We start from the raw sequence: 15,074 nt of genomic DNA on the forward strand, positions 1-15,074 counted from the left end.
ACAAGGGAGACTCCAACCATGAAGAAATCGCCGAAAGTCGTCATCACCTGTGCGGTCACCGGCTCGATCCACACGCCGACGATGAGCCCGTATCTGCCCATAACGCCGTCAGAGATCGTCGATGCCGCCGTCGGCGCAGCCGAAGCCGGCGCGTCGGTGATCCATCTGCATGCCCGCGACCCCGAGACGGGCAAACCGACCCCCGATCCCAAGCTCTTCATGGACTTCCTGCCGCGCATCAAGCAGCAAACCAACGCGGTGATGAACATTTCTACCGGCGGCGGCCTCAAGATGACGCTCGACGAACGTCTCGAAGCCGCTCATGCCGCCAAGCCCGAACTCTGCTCGCTCAACATGGGGTCGATGAATTTCGCCTTGCACCACATCGCGCCGAAATACACCGACTGGAAGCACGACTGGGAGAAGGGCTACCTGGAAGATACCAAGAAGGGCATCGTCTCCAACACGTTCGAGCAGATCGAGCGCATCATTGTCGAGGTCGGCCAAGCCTATGGCACCAAGTTCGAGTTCGAGTGCTATGATGTCAGTCACCTCTACACGCTGGCGCACTTTCTCGACCGCAAGCTGCTGAAGCCGCCGCTTTTCGTCCAGACGATCTTCGGACTTCTGGGCGGAATCGGCGCCGACGCCGAAGACATGATGCACATGCGCAGGACGGCGGACAGGCTGTTCGGAGACGACTATCTCTGGTCGATCCTTGCCGCCGGCAAGCACCAGATGAACCTCTGCACGATGGGTGCGATCATGGGTGGCAATGTGCGTGTCGGGCTGGAAGACAGTCTCTATATCGGCAAGGGCGCGCTTGCCAAGAGCAATGCCGAGCAGGTCGCCAAGATCAAGCGCATCCTTGGCGAACTGTCGCTTGAAATCGCAACCCCCGACGAAGCCCGCCAGTTGCTGGATCTCAAGGGCGGAAACGAGGTCGGGTTTTGACGCCCCCGATTGAAACCTATGTCGGCGTCGTCCATCCTTGGATGTGTGACGCGATGGGCCATCTCAACGTCCGTCACTACGTCGCTATGTTCGACGACGCCAGTTTCCAGCTGCTTGGCAGGATCGCCGATCCCCGTTTGACGCCGACGCTCGGCTGGGCGGATGTGAGGATGGAGATCGACTACGTGCACGAAACCGAGGTGGGAACTCTGATCACCGTTCGCACCGTTATAGAAAAGCTTGGGAAGTCGTCGCTGACCTATCTGCATGAAATGCGCGGCACGCTGGACGATGTGCTGCATGCACGCATGCGCACCGTGACGGTGCGCTTCGATCTTCAAGCGCGGAGCAAGATCGAGATCGAAGGCGAAGCCCGACAGGCGTGCGCGAAACTCCCGAGGGGTGAAGTCGATACGCGTGGGTGACGGCGAGAATGTCTGGTGAGGGCATCGTTAGCGGCATTGGCGTGACTTGAGCGAGATGCTCTAGGTCGCGGAAGGCTTCTACTCGCCATAGGAAGGGCAAAATATAGCCGCTATTGCACAGACACCGCATTGGGCGGCCGCCACAATCGGGTGTTCTACGCTTTGACGGCGGCTGTGCGCCTCATGTCGGTCTTTCGTCGCGCCCTAAGCTGCGTCAACAAGCAGACATCCAAATCAGGTTGTGGACACCTACGCCACCGCCAAGCGGCGCGGCAACAAAGCGCTTGTAGTTGTGCCGCCGGTTTGGGCGACACGTCTTCAGAGCCGACTGGTAGGCGGTTTGCCAGGGTCATCGGTGTGACGACGACTTGCGGTTTGTCCGGATCAACTCGCGCTCATAACGAACGCGCGATGCCTCCATTTTGGAACCGAACCAGTGGGCCCCGAGGTGGCCGCGCCGCGGGGCCCTGGCGTAAAACCGGCCCAAGGGGGTTGGGGTGCCTGGATCCGCTGTGATGCAACCTTGTTCAAGCACCTATGGGGGGTCGATTCGGTAGACATCGCGAGACCCACCATTGAGAGGGCGTTCTCTTGCTATCGTCGGCGTGCTTCGTGACAGCGAGTCGGGATAGCGCAACACGAAGACTCTCCGCAACGATCCGCGCCTCACCGACTACCTCCGAGCCGGGTCTATCCTTCAGTCGGTCACGTCGAGTACGTGGTATCTGAGAGCCGCCAGCCTGGCGGACACAACATCAACGAGTTTAATTCGACAGACATTAGAAATTTCTAGTTATGCAACGGAGCACATCAATCATCGGATTGTCACCCGAACATAATCCCCCTTGATGTTTATTGCCGGTTTTGAGTTAGGGGTATTCGCAAGCGAACTGTCAGTGAAGGATGCTTTGGCCGCAACCGAATAACTGATCAGAACATCTTGTCCGATTCCCAGATAGACATCCAAGGCCCTTGCGTCGAAGTCGATATTTTCGGTTTTCTCCACCCTATCGAATACGAGGCGGGCTTTGATGGCTTCCCCCTTTACGGAGACGCTTGACGCGTGACCTTCTAGGGTAACATCCCCAGCCTTGCTGGCGATTGTGATGGAGGAAAAATCCCCGTCTAGCTTAGCCATAAGTGCGATTTGATCGATCAAGATCGAATTACCGCTTGGTATATTGGCATTGATCTCAACCGTGCAGTCAGACAGGTTCGTCCAGGAAGACGGCGGGACGTCAATGAATAGAGTGCCGTTCTCAACTCGCATTTCGCCGCCTTTTCGACAACCGCTGAAAAACCAGCTAGACCATCCCGATCTCTGACTGTTGATTGAGGCCCGGTAAGCTGCCCCCGCCAATGTGGTGAGGTGGACGGAACTCGCATTCCCAGAGATCGCAACGGCAGTCACGCCGGAAACGTCCAGATTCTTCTCTGGTACGTCAGCATAGGTTGACGGTGATAACCCGATTAAAATCATAAGGGCAAACAGTCTGTTTTTCATTTCAAGCCTCCGATCCTGATTCCTTGGCCGAAGGCGAAGGCCGAAGGCCGAAGGCGACCAGTCTTGGAACGATGATCAGAACAATGGATTGCCGCGACCTTGATCATGATCTGGTCGACCGCGATCGCGATAAAGGACATTCTGCTTTCCGGTGACAGGTCTCAACCCAACGCTTTGGAGGCAGCGCGAACGGGCGTCCCGTGGCAAACCTGTCCTTGCCCGCATGCGCAAGCGCGGGATTGAGGTTCATATCCACACTGTTCTCGCCGAAGATGCGGGAAATTCCAGTTCGGCGAACGCGTCGGCAAAGCTTTTTCGGGCGGTCTGGACACAAGGGCAGCCGTGCACCGGATGCGTGCGAAAGGTGCTGATCTTCGCGGCCTCAATGGAGGGGCTCTGTCAATGGCCTTGGCGAGGACCACGTTGCGGTTTGCGGCCTTGATGTGGATGGCGACTTCGTTCTGTTGAGCACCGAGTCTTCCAGTCATGTCTGCGTCGGACGTGTCGTCGTCGGTCAATTCGAAGGCTATGATTATATTGTCTGCAGGGTTCACAGAAATGTGTAGCTTGCGCCAGGATCGGCGCGTCTGCTTTCTGCATGCCCATTCGCCTGCGCCGAAGAACTTCAAGCCGGTGCTGTCGACGACCGAGGCGATCAGACCCTTGGGTGGCCAGCGATAGGCGCAGACCTGCACCGTACCTCGAGCGAGCGTCATTATGATCTGGCACGACCAGATCGAGGCGCATTAGGCTGACATCGCCGCGCTGGACCAGGTCGCGATCATACTCGCTCCAATTCCTGATCTGATATCGAGTCTTCGAGATACAGTAACGCCGAGCCGCATTGAATTTGAACAGCGTATGAGAAACTCGGCTGGGTTGTGACTCCCTCGATCGTGCCATCGCAGGGGTTGCGGAAAGCTGTTCTGTGGACAATGATAGCGCCGACTGACTATACCTTGCAGTCCGAGTTGTGCAGACTTCATGCTATTCATCCCGCTTCCCTTCGTCGTCGCCATCCTGCTTCTGATTCTGTTTGTCATCGTAGTCCGGCGCGACGACGATGCGCCGCCAAACGTGCCGTTTCTCGCCTTGATTCTGGTGTCCGTGGTTCAATCGACACTGTTGGGGTTGCGTTGGGGCTACTCGGTAAACGGCGTCAGCCCCATCCTTCCCGTTGTCGCAGCCACTATACCGCCGCTTATCCATGCCGGGGTGTCCCGGTTGGTCCGGAAGAGTGCCCTTGCAACTTTCCTGCGCATTGGTCTGCATGTCATTCCGGCTGTCGGCATCGTGATACTTATTGTGGTATGGCCGGATGCCATCGACATCGCGGTTGCGTCAATTTTCGTCGGTTACGCGATAGCGATATTGCTGCTAACGCGGTCGGGCGCCGATGCGCTTCGCCTCGCACCTTTCGAGAATGCTGGACCAGCCTATCGTGCGATCCTCTTAGCCGCGTCTGTTCTACTTGTGTCGGCGGCAATGGATATTGTCGTCTTTTTCGACTTTGAGTGGACGCGGGGCGAGCATACCCCGCTGCTGGTCACCATCGGAAATCTTGCGCTGCTGGTCGTGCTGTCAATTGCCGTCGCGGCGGCAAGCCGCCGCGGCATGCCCGCTCAGACGATCGGGCCCACTCCGATTCTGGATATTGCGGAGGACACGGCAACCATCGCCGCAATTCAGGTTCTCATGGAGACCAAGCGCGTCTATCGCGATGTCGATCTCAACCTCGACCGGCTGGCCCGCAAGGCGGGAATTCCAGCCCGGCAAATTTCCACGGCGATCAACCGCGCAACAGGTAAGAACGTCTCGCAATACGTCAACGATTACCGGATCGCGGAAGCGTGCAGCTTGCTCAGGGATACGAAGAAGCCCGTAACCGAGATCATGTTTGACGTAGGCTTCCTGACCAAGTCCAATTTTAATCGCGAATTCCGCCGCGTCACCGAAAGCACGCCGCAAGAATGGAGGCGGACGAAGGCCGAGCCTGATTGAATCTCTTGTTTTCATGAGAACGTCGGACTAGATCGCGGTCTAGGACGGTCCAGAACGCGTTTCAGGTCTCTTTTCTCACATCGCCGGTCATACTGCCGGCATGAACATGATCACGGAACACGACCGCAAACTGGCCGCCAAACTGGCCGCCGCGCTCGCGCCTCTGCCTCCCGGGCCTGTTGCGGACACAGTCGAGCCGCGAAGGAAAGGTCTCCGGCGGCTGATCCTTCCCATGGGTTTTTCGGTGCTGGCCGTGACAGCCATTGCTGTCGTTTACCACCAGCCAGAGCTGTACCGCACTATCGAGGCCAAGGTCCTGACGACAACTGGCCTAACGGATGATGCAGTCGAAAACGGCGTTTCGGCACCCGTGGAACAGCCGGGCGCCCTAAACGGCGCGCAGGTGACAGAGCCTATCGGCACACAAGCCCCCATCGCTCGCGAGATCAACGGCTCGGGTTATGTAATTGCGCCCCGCACCACGACTGTCTTTTCCAAGTACGAAGGCAGGATCACCAGCGTTGCCGTCCAAGTGGGAGACCTTGTGGAGGCCGGCCAGGTTCTGGTGACGCTTGACGATGCAGGAGCCCAGTTCGCGCTCGAACAGGCCGAAGCAGCGAAGGTCGCGGCGGATCTCTCGCTTGCCGCCCGAAACATCGATCTTGACCAAGCGCGGGCTTCTCTTGGTCGTACCGAATCTCTGGCCGCCCGTGACGCGGCAAGCAGGCAGCAGTTGGACGAGGCGCGCTGGACCCTCGAACGCGCCGAGAACACGGTGGCTCAGGCGCGGCAAGAATTGGCGGCCGCGGAGCTTGCCATCCGCATCGCCGAGGAACCCGTTCGCGAGCTGACGGTGCGCGCGCCCTTTGCCGGAACCGTGACGCGGGTCGACGCCCATGTCGGCGACACCATGCTCGCTCGCGTCGACAGCGTACGCGAGAGCCTGAGCCTGCTGACGATCACCGATAGGACCAAGATGGTGATCGATGCCGATGTGGCGGAATCCAGCATGGCCGACCTCCGGCCGGGGTTGCGGGGGGAGGCCGTTCTCGACGGATTTCCCGATTCCCCCTTTTCAGTCGAAGTCCTGCGGGTCGCACCCGTCGCCTCCATGGAAAAGGGGACGGTCACCTTGCGCCTCTCGCTGACCGACCCACCGGCCGGCATGCGGCCGAACATGGCCGCGCGCATTCGCATCCAACTCACCGATACCGTCAGCAAGACCGGAGCAAACAGCCAATGACACACGACCCCTACATCACGCTCGCCGGCGTGCGGAAAGGATATCGCATGGGCGGCGAGGCGATTCCGATTTTCACGGCCCTCGACCTTGCCATACCGCGCGGCGATTTCGTCGCGATCATGGGTCCGTCCGGATCGGGCAAATCGACATTGCTCAATATGTTGGCCGGGATAGACGTGCCGGATGCCGGCAGCCTGAGCATCGGCAACCACAGGCTCGACCGGATGGGCGAATCGGCGCGCTCGACCTGGCGAGCGCACAACATGGGCATTGTCTTCCAGTTCTATAATCTTCTGCCGATGCTGAATGCGGCGGAGAATGTCGAGCTTCCTCTGCTGCTGAAGCCGCTATCGGCGCGGGAACGCCGTTCGCGCGTCGGCAAGGTGCTCGATCTCGTCGGGCTTTCCGGCCGCGAGAAGCAGTATCCATCCATGATGTCGGGCGGCCAGCAGCAGCGTGTGGGCATCGCCCGCGCCATTGTCTCCGATCCCGGGTTGCTTCTGTGCGACGAGCCTACCGGCGACCTCGACAGAAAGTCCGCCGACGAAGTGCTGGAGATGCTGTCTTTGCTCAACCGCACTCTGGAAAAGACCATTGTCATGGTCACCCATGATCCGCAGGCTGCGCGTTCCGCCAGGAGAACGCTTCATCTCGACAAAGGTATGTTCATCGAAGAGAAGAGGGCCGCCTGATGACATTCTTGAGCCTTACCCGCAAGAACGCCTGGCGAAAGCCGTTGCGCACTGTTTTGCTGCTGGTCTGCGTCGCGGTTGCCTTCCTTATCTACGGCCTGACCGCGAGCTTCCTTGCCGGTTCGCAAGGCACATCCGCCGCGAGTGAGGACTTGCTGGGCGTCATGAGCGTTGCGGGACGCGCCCAGCCATTACCCATGGCGCATCTCGCCCGCATCGCTGCCGAGCCCGATGTCAGTGCTGTCGCATACATGTCGCGATTGCGCGGATACGTGGTCAACGAGAAGAATGTCATTGCTGTCAGCGCCGTCGAGCCGCAGGCTCTCATGACCGTCAATGGCAAGGAACTCGGCCTGACGCCGGCGTTGGTCCGGGCGCTCGACCAAGGTCGCGACCGGGTGCTGGTTGGTCGCGCGCTGGCCGAGGCTCAAGGCTGGTCGGTAGGCCAGCGCATCACCGTCACCGCCTTCCAGATGATCCGCCAGAACGGCGATCGTGACTGGAGCTTCGAGATCGCCGGTATCTTCGAAGGCGAAAACGACAGCACCGACACCTATTTCGCCATCGGGCGCTACGACTATGTGAATGCGGCCCGGGCGAAGGGCAAGGATACGGTGGACGTCTTCGTCGTTCGCCCGCGTGACGGGGTGAAGGCAAGTGCACTCGCCGCACGCATCGATTCGCTGTTTGCCAATTCCGCCGCGCCGACGCGAACGCAGTCCGAAAAGCAGTTCCTCGAAGCCTTCCTGCGCCAATATGCCGACATCAAGCTGATCGTTAATCTGGTCACGGGTGCGGCTTTCATCACCCTGCTGATGATTGTCATCAACACCATGGTCTTCGCCGTGCGCGAACGAACCTTTGAAATCGGCGTTCTGAAAACGCTGGGCGTCTCCCGCGGCAGGATCATAGCCCTGGTCCTCAGCGAGACGCTGTTAATCGTCATAATAGGCGCAAGTGTAGGTCTTGCCCTGGCGAAGCTCGCAACCGTGCTTGTCGGGCCGGTTCTCGGCCTCGCATTCTCCCCGTCGGTGCTGGCCAAGGCAACAGTGATTGTCTTCGCGGTTGGCCTCGCGACCGGCCTGCTGCCGGCAATCAACGCCATGCGAACCCCCATTATCAAAGCCTTCAGAGCGAGGTAGCCGCCGTGTCCACCCAGATCAAACAGACGCTCGTGATGACGAGGGCGAATTTCTCCAGCCTGCCGCGTCGCCTCGCGATCTCACTGTCGATGGCGCTTTCCGTAGCCCTCGTTGTCGCTGTCCTTGCCGGCTTCCTTGCTATGGCCGAAGGGTTTGAAAAGGCGCTGTCCGGCGCAGGTTCGCCCCTTGTCGCGGTTGTCCTCGGCGGCGGCACAAACCAGGAAACCGGCTCCGACATCCCCGCAGATGCGATCCGCAGCATTCAATCCATGACTGGAGACATCGGCGTTGCTCGCGACGAAGCTGGCAACCTACTCGCGTCCCGTGAACTGGTGCTTCCGGTGGAGGTCGTCGGAACGCAGGGTGTATCGTCGACGACGCTTGCGCTGCGCGGAATGGACGTTGGCGGTCCTTCGGTCCGCGACGGCATCGCGCTTTCGGCCGGTCGACTGTTCACACCTGGCACCCGCGAGATCGTGGTCGGTGCGCGCATCGCCGGCGATTTTCCGGGCTTCGGCATTGGCGAGACGATTCGGTTGGGGACGGTGGACTGGACAGTGGTCGGCCATTTCGCGGCCAATGGCAGCGCCTTCGAATCCGAAATATGGGGCGACCTGGACGCGGTTCGCGCCGCCTTCAACCGGCAGGGACAGGTACAGAGTCTGCGTTTGCGCCTCACCGCCCCTTCATCGATTGCGGCGCTGAAGGCCAGGTTGGCGACTGTAACCTCCACGCCGCTTGTCGCCGTCTCCGAAGCTGATCTTTATGCCGCGCAATCGGGCCGCACATCAAACCTCATCCGCCTGTTCGGCTGGCCGCTTGCACTGCTTATGGCCATCGGCGCAACCGCCGGCGCCCTCAACACGATGATGAGTTCGGTCTCGGATCGAACCGTCGAGATCGCCACCGTTCGTGCGCTTGGCTTCGGCCGGCTCTCGGCCTTCCTCGCGACTTGGTTCGAAGCGGTGGCGATTGCCGCCACCGGCGCGATCCTGGGCATCTTCGCCTCTTGGCTTGTCTTCAACGGCTGGCAAGCCAGCACTGTCGGTGCCAACGAAGCCAGCATGGGCTTCCGGCTGTCGGTTGACGCAGGTGTGATGCTTACCGCCGGCCTGCTTGGCCTCGCCATCGGCGTCATCGGCGGCGCTCTGCCGGCAATCGCGGCCACCCGGCTGCCTCTGACGGTTGCTCTGCGGGCGCGCGGATAAAGTGCGAAAATGCCCAGGCGCTGGTCGTGTTATGCCCACTGCCAGTGTTCTCTGCCATCGCTTCGCCTCGTCTGGGGCTGGCGGGCGATGGCTGCCGTTATCTGTAAAGCACCCGCGGTAGAAATCCGCGCTCCCGAATCGGATTTTCGGCAGCCAGCCAAGTCGCTGCCAACACCTGAAATCCGGGCCGCGCAGGCCGGAGCTTTGTCCTGTTGATCCCGCTGGCGCGATGTTGTCTTCGGCGACGTCCTCTTTTGCGATTTTGATGGTCCTCAAACGCGTTCCAGGACGCAAGTCGATCGCTTCTGCCCGATAATGAATTATGGCCAAAATAGAAAGCACAATCTCCAAATAGCTGGATTGGGCATTTTCTTGATCTTGAACAATATCTTTTCAGGTTCTCAGAGGAGCCAGGCCGTTTCACTGGAGTGTCTTGACGAGAGTTATGGCATAACCCCAGGTGGTATTGCCGTATATAGACGTTTCTATGGCATATCTGCAGTAACACTTTGCGAGGCTGACTTGTTCCATATGCTCGGCGACGTGTTGGCGCGTGCGCTTGAGACGGTGCCGAACGCATCCGAATGTGAAGGGCAACTGATCTATTGCAAGACCCAGACGCATAACACCTTCAGCGATGACGGCTGGTTGCCTTCGCTGGCCGAGAAGTACGGACTGGCCCGATGGGAAACCTTTTCCTGGGCGATGACCAATTGCGCCTCGGCGATCGTCGCGATGCATTTTCTCGAGCATAGCAGCACCCGCGCGCCGGTCATCTTGATCACCGGCGAAAAGGCTTTCCACCCCAGTGTCAGCGCCCTTTCGGTCGGCCTTTTGTCTGAGATCCCCGCCGCAAGTGTCCTCAACATCGGCGGGGATGGATGGCGAGTGCTTGCAACCCACGTGCAGCATCTGGGCGGGTTCTATGAGAACCCGGACCAGATCAAGCCGGCGGAGCGCAGAAGGCTTCAGGAAATCTATGCGGACGCGCTTCGCACCTTCATCGATGACAGCCTCGCGCGGTACCGCCCCATGCTACGCGGCGATGCCGTGCTCATGCCGCACAATCTGAACCTGCCCGTTATGCGAGCGGTCATACGCCAGCTCGGATGGGAGGATCGCACGCATTACGGCGATGTGGCCAACCACGGTCACGCCTATTGCTCGGATCTTTTCCTCAACCTCGATCGCCTCACAGCTCCGGAAGGAACAGCGCTTCCGGAACAGGCGATTCTGGTCGCTGCCGGGACGGGTATCACCTTCGCATCCTGTCTGCTTGAACGCAAAGCGCCGTCATGACCGGCCTCGAAACATCAGTCGTCGAGGCAGCGACGGGGAAACGGGCAGAGCCGCTCACCCGGTCCATCCCGGTCTTCGATACTTCAAGCGACACCTATCAACGGTTCGGCCTGCTTGCCCTCACCGAGATGGCCGCCCGCCAGGGCGGGGACGCTGTGTTGCTGCGACTGGCCGGCGGACATAATGCTCTTCTTCTGTCCGGCGCAGACGGCGCTGATCATTATGCGCGCCACGTTGCCGACATCCCGGGCGAGCGCGGCGACGTCACCAGCAACGCGGCTGCGGTGCGTCGTCTGCTCGGCGATTCGGATCTTGCCGAGGCCTGGCGTCGGGGCAGATTGTCCATCGACGAGCACCTCCCGCTTTGGCTCGAACGGGCGCGGGCCAGGGCGACGACGGCGCTGCTACACGATGCGCTGCGACCGCAGGGTTCGGATCGGCTCCGCGTCCTTTGCAGGCTCTGGTCCGTGCGTGCATGCTGCCCGGCACTCCTCGGCCACGGGCTTGCCGACCCAGATCTGATCGAAGGGTTTCTGCGAATCGAGGCCTTCTTTACTGCGCTGAATGGCGTCGGGCCGCAGGTGGATGGAGCCGAAGCGGAGGAAGCGTTCAAACAGGCGCGCGCCTTCGTCGATGATGTCCTGGCCGCCGGGCTGATGAGAGGTAGTTCGGGAGATGACAACGCCGTCTGCGCACTTCGCGCGCTTCTGCCCAGCTCTTGCAGCACGAAAAACATGATCGATGAGCTGCGCCCCGTTATCTTCGGGCTGCTCTTCGAGGCGATTCAGATTGATGGTCTCAACCTGCTTTGGACCCTGGTGGAACTTGCGCGCGGCGGTGCTTTGGTCGAGGCAATCGCAATGGAAGGGCGGACCGATGACGCAGTCCGGGCTGGTCCGCTTGCCCGTGCCGTCACTATGGAAGCGTTGCGGCTCTATCCCGAGTTGCCCTTCATTCACCCGACAGGCCCCGCCTCGAATGTCGATGACGAAGGGTTGCGCGGCGAAGCCATTCTCTATGCGCCATGGCTCATTCACCGCGACGCCCGCCTCTGGCCGGAGCCAACCCGCTTCTTGCCGCAGCGCTTTCTGTCCGGCGCAGAAAAGGCCCGCCTTCCAGACATCTATATGCCGTTTGGTCTCGGTCCGCTCGCGCGAAAGCGGACGCAATTCGTCATCGACCAGATTGCCGCGACCGTAACGACAATTTGCAGGAACGCGTGTCTTTCGCTTGCGCCGGACTGTCGTCCCGGCGATCTGCGCCCGGTCTATCGCGCTACCTTGCAGCCTCGCGGTGACGTCGACGTCCATTGGCAGCGCCGACCGAATGGAGATGCGGCCCCGCACGCGCCCCTTGAAACGGAGAAGAGTGATGGTTGATCTCATTCTGTCGCGTATTCGTAACCACATGGTGCGGTCTCCGCAGACACCGGCCTTGGTCGGCGAGACCGGGGTCATGCGGTTCGGCGAACTGGGCCGACGGTGCGCCGGTATCGCGGCGCATCTGCAGGATCTGCCCCCCGGGCCCCTGCTGGTCGTCGGACACAAGGACCATGATTGCATCGCGGCGATGCTCGCCTGTGCATTTGCCGGACGCCCGTTCATCTTCGTCGATCGGATGAACCCGGTTCAGCGGATCGAGCGGATCGCGGCCATTGCCGGCGTGACGCATGCCCTTGTGGCGTCGTCGGGTATCGCGCTTTCGACCGTCACCCTTCTTGACGCCCGTGATATGGAGGCCTTGCCCGTGGAGGCCGTTCCGTCAGGTCCCGTCCCCGGTTCAACCCTGTTCTATCTCGTCTTCACGTCCGGCAGTACCGGCGTGCCGAAGGGCGTGGCCGTGACGCGTGACAACTTCGCCGCTTTCGACGACTGGTACGGCCCTTTGCGTCATGCGCATGCAGGACGGGGCGCCCATGTGAACCACGCAAGCCTCGCTTTCGATATGGGTATGCTCGACCTCTGGCCGGCGCTCGCTACGGGGACTCCGGTCATCCTGCTGGATCACCGCAACAATGTGATCGCTCGCAACAACATGCGCCTCATGTCCGAAAACGGCGTGACGACACCGGCATCGTGGTTCTCGACGCCCTCGCTGCTGCAGATTATGCGCACGGACAAGGGCTTCTGCGGGAAGACCTTTCCGGAGTTGAAATGCTTCTTTGTCGGCGGTGAGGTCGTGCAGAAGAACCTGATCCGCGACCTGTGGCGGTGTTTCCCTGAAGCAGTGGTCCTCCATGCCTACGGCCCAACGGAGGTGACCTGCGTCACCCATGCGAAGGCGTTGAAGCCGGCCGATCTCGAGATCGGCGATCTGCTCCCACTCGGTCCAGCGCTCGCCACGACCACGATGCGCATCGTCAAGCCCGAAGGCAGCCTGGCAGCAGCAGGCGAGCTGGGTGAGGTGGTGCTGAGCGGACCGCAGGTGGCGGTAGGCTACCTGCCACCGGACCATCCGCGCAATGTCGCGTTCGCCACCTGGCGGGGCGAACCGAGTTATCGCACGGGCGATCTCGGCTATGTGGATCAGTTTGGGGATCTTGTGTTACTCGGTCGGATCGACCGGCAGGTGAAGTGGAACGGCAACAGGATCGAGCTCGACGAAATCGAGGGGGTCGCCTGCGCGCTTCCCTATGTGGTGCAGGCGAGCTGCGTGCCGATCTTCAAAGACGGCCGCGTCATCAACATCGTGCTGTTCCTGCAGCTGGCGGCCGATCGGGATATTCCACGCGACACGATCGTCCTGGACATGCGCCAGGCGCTACCCGCCGTAATGGTCCCTCGCGACATCCATCTGGTGTCGACGTTCCAACTCACCATCAATGGCAAGATCGATACGGCAGCGTTGCGCGCAATCGCCGGTGCGGAGGCGTCGCAAAGCGCTGCCGGCGCTGGCTTGTCCCACCAGGATGGGCCTGACGCGAGCACTCCCTTTCACCAGCGGCACAACGGGAGCGACCTCAAGCAAAAAGGAGTACCACAGTGACAGAGCATGTAACCGCCCCGGCCGGATTCGACAGTTCCGTCACACCTCCGGACGTCGCCGGCCTTTCTGTGACGGCCCGCGCGCCGTCGACCAGGCCGATTGGCTTCAGCCTCTCTTTCTTTGCCAACGATGACCAGCAGGCACGCGGCCCAGCTGCCTACCGCCTGCTGCGGGAGGCGAGCGAATATGGCGACCGTAACGGTTACGAGGCGGTCTGGCTGCCCGAGCGCCATTTCCACACCTTCGGCGGGCATTTCCCGAATCCGGCCGTGCTCGCTGCGTCGCTGGCGACAATCACCAGCCGCATCGGATTGCGGGCCGGCAGCGTCGTGGCGCCGCTGCACCACCCTGTGCGGATCGCCGAGGAATGGTCGGTCGTCGACAATCTCTCCGGTGGCCGTATCGGGTTGTCCTTCGCCTCAGGCTGGAACCTCAACGACTTCATCCTCGCGCCCACCCCCTTCGAGATGCGCCGCGAGACCACCAACCAGGCCATAGACACGGTACGCCGCCTGTGGCGCGGCGAGGAAAGCTCATTCGCTCATAACGACGGGCCGCGGGCGGTCAAATCCTTCCCGAGGCCCTTCCAGGCGGAGCTGCCCGTCTGGCTGACGACGTCGGGCCGCGTGGAAGGATTCGAGGCCGCCGGCAGCCTCGGTGCCAACGTCCTAACCCACCTGCGCGGCCAGGAGATGGACGACCTTCCGGCGAAGATCGCGCGGTATCGCAAGGCTCGGCAGGAGCATGGCCATGCCGGTCCCGGCCAGGTCACTCTCATGATGCACACCTATATCCATGAGAACCGCGCTCGCGGGCTCTCGGATATTCAAGGGCCGCTCCAGTCGTATCTCGGCAGTTCGCTCGACCTCACCCAGGCCTCGACTCGACGCGCGGTCGTCGCCAGACCGTCGTCGAAAAACGCTGCGCGTCTGCGCGAGGCTATGCTAGCCAATGCATGCGAGCGCTACATGGGCGAAAGCGGCCTCTTCGGCACACCGTCCGAGGGGATCGAGGTGGCCGACCGGCTGGCGAAAGCAGGCGTCGACGAGATCGCCTGCCTCGTGGATTTCGGGATTGAGCACGCCAAGGTGATGCGCAGCCTTGAACTGCTGACGGAGGTCAAGGGCCACTTTCATCGCTAGCCCGGATATCTCGCAGATATGATGTTCGAGCCCGTCGACGGCCACGACGTTGTGGCTGGTTTCGATGGGCGGCGCAATCAGTTCGGATGCCGGAGCGCTGCTGCCTTGGCGTGACGGTCAACGCTTGGCGGCTGAACGCTTTGGCGCCTGCTTCGGGATCGGCGCGATCCGCACCGGATCGGGCATTCGGTTGGCCTCAAGGCTGGTTCTGTGATCCGCCAACGGCCGGCTGCGTAGGATTCTTCCGCGCAACGCGGATTCGGCCAGGTTCACCGATGCCGACATTCACGACATCGCCTGGAGCATCGTCTCAACCCGCGAAAATGCCTCAACTTCCAGGCCCCTGCAGAGGCCTCCGCACCACAAATCAATGCCGCGCTTAAAAGGAGAACGTAGCGAGGTCCTATTTCGTGATGTTGGCGGTCCAAGATCGTGTTCGAGGACGCGACGTCTGAAATCCCTGCTTAAGCTGCAGCTAC

General features: G+C 60.9%; 13 protein-coding genes. 11 read left to right on the top strand and 2 right to left on the bottom strand.

Features of this window, described 5'->3' with window-relative positions:
• The first annotated feature begins 18 nt into the window (after positions 1-18).
• Complete coding sequence (gene kce, locus NKJ75_RS02360; protein WP_352499108.1) at positions 19-954, top strand: 3,5-dioxohexanoate:acetyl-CoA acetone transferase; 936 nt, start codon at positions 19-21, stop codon at positions 952-954.
• Positions 951-1,379 (top strand): acyl-CoA thioesterase, encoded by a 429-nt coding sequence (locus NKJ75_RS02365; RefSeq protein WP_023711048.1) that lies wholly within the window; start codon positions 951-953, stop codon positions 1,377-1,379. The genes kce and NKJ75_RS02365 overlap by 4 nt, the downstream gene beginning before the upstream one ends.
• An 814-nt stretch (positions 1,380-2,193) precedes the next feature.
• Here the strand turns inward: NKJ75_RS02365 and NKJ75_RS02370 are convergent.
• Entirely contained in the window at positions 2,194-2,883 is a 690-nt protein-coding gene (locus tag NKJ75_RS02370) for a hypothetical protein (RefSeq protein ID WP_352499109.1), read from the bottom strand.
• Between the two features lie 161 nt (positions 2,884-3,044).
• The gene (locus NKJ75_RS02375; protein ID WP_352499110.1) at positions 3,045-3,599 is read right to left on the bottom strand and encodes a transposase; all 555 of its coding nucleotides are present in this window, start codon (positions 3,597-3,599) and stop codon (positions 3,045-3,047) included.
• Between the two features lie 268 nt (positions 3,600-3,867).
• Between NKJ75_RS02375 and NKJ75_RS02380 the strand changes: the two genes are divergently transcribed.
• From NKJ75_RS02380 to NKJ75_RS02420, 9 genes are all read left to right on the top strand, one after another.
• Positions 3,868-4,884: a helix-turn-helix domain-containing protein gene (locus tag NKJ75_RS02380; RefSeq protein WP_352499111.1), complete on the top strand. Its 1,017-nt coding sequence runs from the start codon at positions 3,868-3,870 to the stop codon at positions 4,882-4,884.
• A gap of 100 nt (positions 4,885-4,984) precedes the next feature.
• Complete coding sequence (locus NKJ75_RS02385) at positions 4,985-6,127, top strand: efflux RND transporter periplasmic adaptor subunit (protein ID WP_352499112.1); 1,143 nt, start codon at positions 4,985-4,987, stop codon at positions 6,125-6,127.
• Complete coding sequence (locus NKJ75_RS02390) at positions 6,124-6,819, top strand: ABC transporter ATP-binding protein (RefSeq protein ID WP_352499113.1); 696 nt, start codon at positions 6,124-6,126, stop codon at positions 6,817-6,819. Before NKJ75_RS02385 ends, NKJ75_RS02390 begins: the two co-directional genes overlap by 4 nt.
• Entirely contained in the window at positions 6,819-7,961 is a 1,143-nt protein-coding gene (locus tag NKJ75_RS02395) for an ABC transporter permease (RefSeq protein WP_352499114.1), read from the top strand. Before NKJ75_RS02390 ends, NKJ75_RS02395 begins: the two co-directional genes overlap by 1 nt.
• Positions 7,962-7,966: 5 nt before the next feature.
• Entirely contained in the window at positions 7,967-9,169 is a 1,203-nt protein-coding gene (locus tag NKJ75_RS02400) for an ABC transporter permease (RefSeq protein WP_352499115.1), read from the top strand.
• Positions 9,170-9,700: 531 nt separating this feature from the next.
• The gene (locus NKJ75_RS02405; protein WP_352499165.1) at positions 9,701-10,468 is read left to right on the top strand and encodes a 3-oxoacyl-[acyl-carrier-protein] synthase III C-terminal domain-containing protein; all 768 of its coding nucleotides are present in this window, start codon (positions 9,701-9,703) and stop codon (positions 10,466-10,468) included.
• Positions 10,465-11,847: a cytochrome P450 gene (locus tag NKJ75_RS02410; protein ID WP_352499116.1), complete on the top strand. Its 1,383-nt coding sequence runs from the start codon at positions 10,465-10,467 to the stop codon at positions 11,845-11,847. Before NKJ75_RS02405 ends, NKJ75_RS02410 begins: the two co-directional genes overlap by 4 nt.
• A complete protein-coding gene (locus tag NKJ75_RS02415) occupies positions 11,840-13,453 on the top strand; it encodes an AMP-binding protein (protein ID WP_352499117.1) in 1,614 nt (537 codons plus the stop codon). Before NKJ75_RS02410 ends, NKJ75_RS02415 begins: the two co-directional genes overlap by 8 nt.
• Positions 13,450-14,595 (top strand): MupA/Atu3671 family FMN-dependent luciferase-like monooxygenase, encoded by a 1,146-nt coding sequence (locus tag NKJ75_RS02420; protein ID WP_352499118.1) that lies wholly within the window; start codon positions 13,450-13,452, stop codon positions 14,593-14,595. The genes NKJ75_RS02415 and NKJ75_RS02420 overlap by 4 nt, the downstream gene beginning before the upstream one ends.
• The last annotated feature ends 479 nt before the right edge of the window (positions 14,596-15,074 follow it).

Source organism: Mesorhizobium sp. M0058 (assembly GCF_040323095.1).
GTDB lineage: Bacteria > Pseudomonadota > Alphaproteobacteria > Rhizobiales > Rhizobiaceae > Mesorhizobium.

What these genes read in the sequence shown, in the direction of transcription:
- kce (WP_352499108.1), top strand. Translation starts at nt 19, where the DNA reads ATGAAGAAATCGCCGAAAGTCGTCATCACCTGTGCGGTCACCGGCTCG.
- NKJ75_RS02370 (WP_352499109.1), bottom strand. Translation starts at nt 2,883, where the DNA reads ATGAAAAACAGACTGTTTGCCCTTATGATTTTAATCGGGTTATCACCG.
- NKJ75_RS02375 (WP_352499110.1), bottom strand. Translation starts at nt 3,599, where the DNA reads ATGACGCTCGCTCGAGGTACGGTGCAGGTCTGCGCCTATCGCTGGCCA.
- NKJ75_RS02380 (WP_352499111.1), top strand. Translation starts at nt 3,868, where the DNA reads ATGCTATTCATCCCGCTTCCCTTCGTCGTCGCCATCCTGCTTCTGATT.
- NKJ75_RS02385 (WP_352499112.1), top strand. Translation starts at nt 4,985, where the DNA reads ATGAACATGATCACGGAACACGACCGCAAACTGGCCGCCAAACTGGCC.
- NKJ75_RS02390 (WP_352499113.1), top strand. Translation starts at nt 6,124, where the DNA reads ATGACACACGACCCCTACATCACGCTCGCCGGCGTGCGGAAAGGATAT.
- NKJ75_RS02395 (WP_352499114.1), top strand. Translation starts at nt 6,819, where the DNA reads ATGACATTCTTGAGCCTTACCCGCAAGAACGCCTGGCGAAAGCCGTTG.
- NKJ75_RS02405 (WP_352499165.1), top strand. Translation starts at nt 9,701, where the DNA reads ATGCTCGGCGACGTGTTGGCGCGTGCGCTTGAGACGGTGCCGAACGCA.
- NKJ75_RS02410 (WP_352499116.1), top strand. Translation starts at nt 10,465, where the DNA reads ATGACCGGCCTCGAAACATCAGTCGTCGAGGCAGCGACGGGGAAACGG.
- NKJ75_RS02415 (WP_352499117.1), top strand. Translation starts at nt 11,840, where the DNA reads ATGGTTGATCTCATTCTGTCGCGTATTCGTAACCACATGGTGCGGTCT.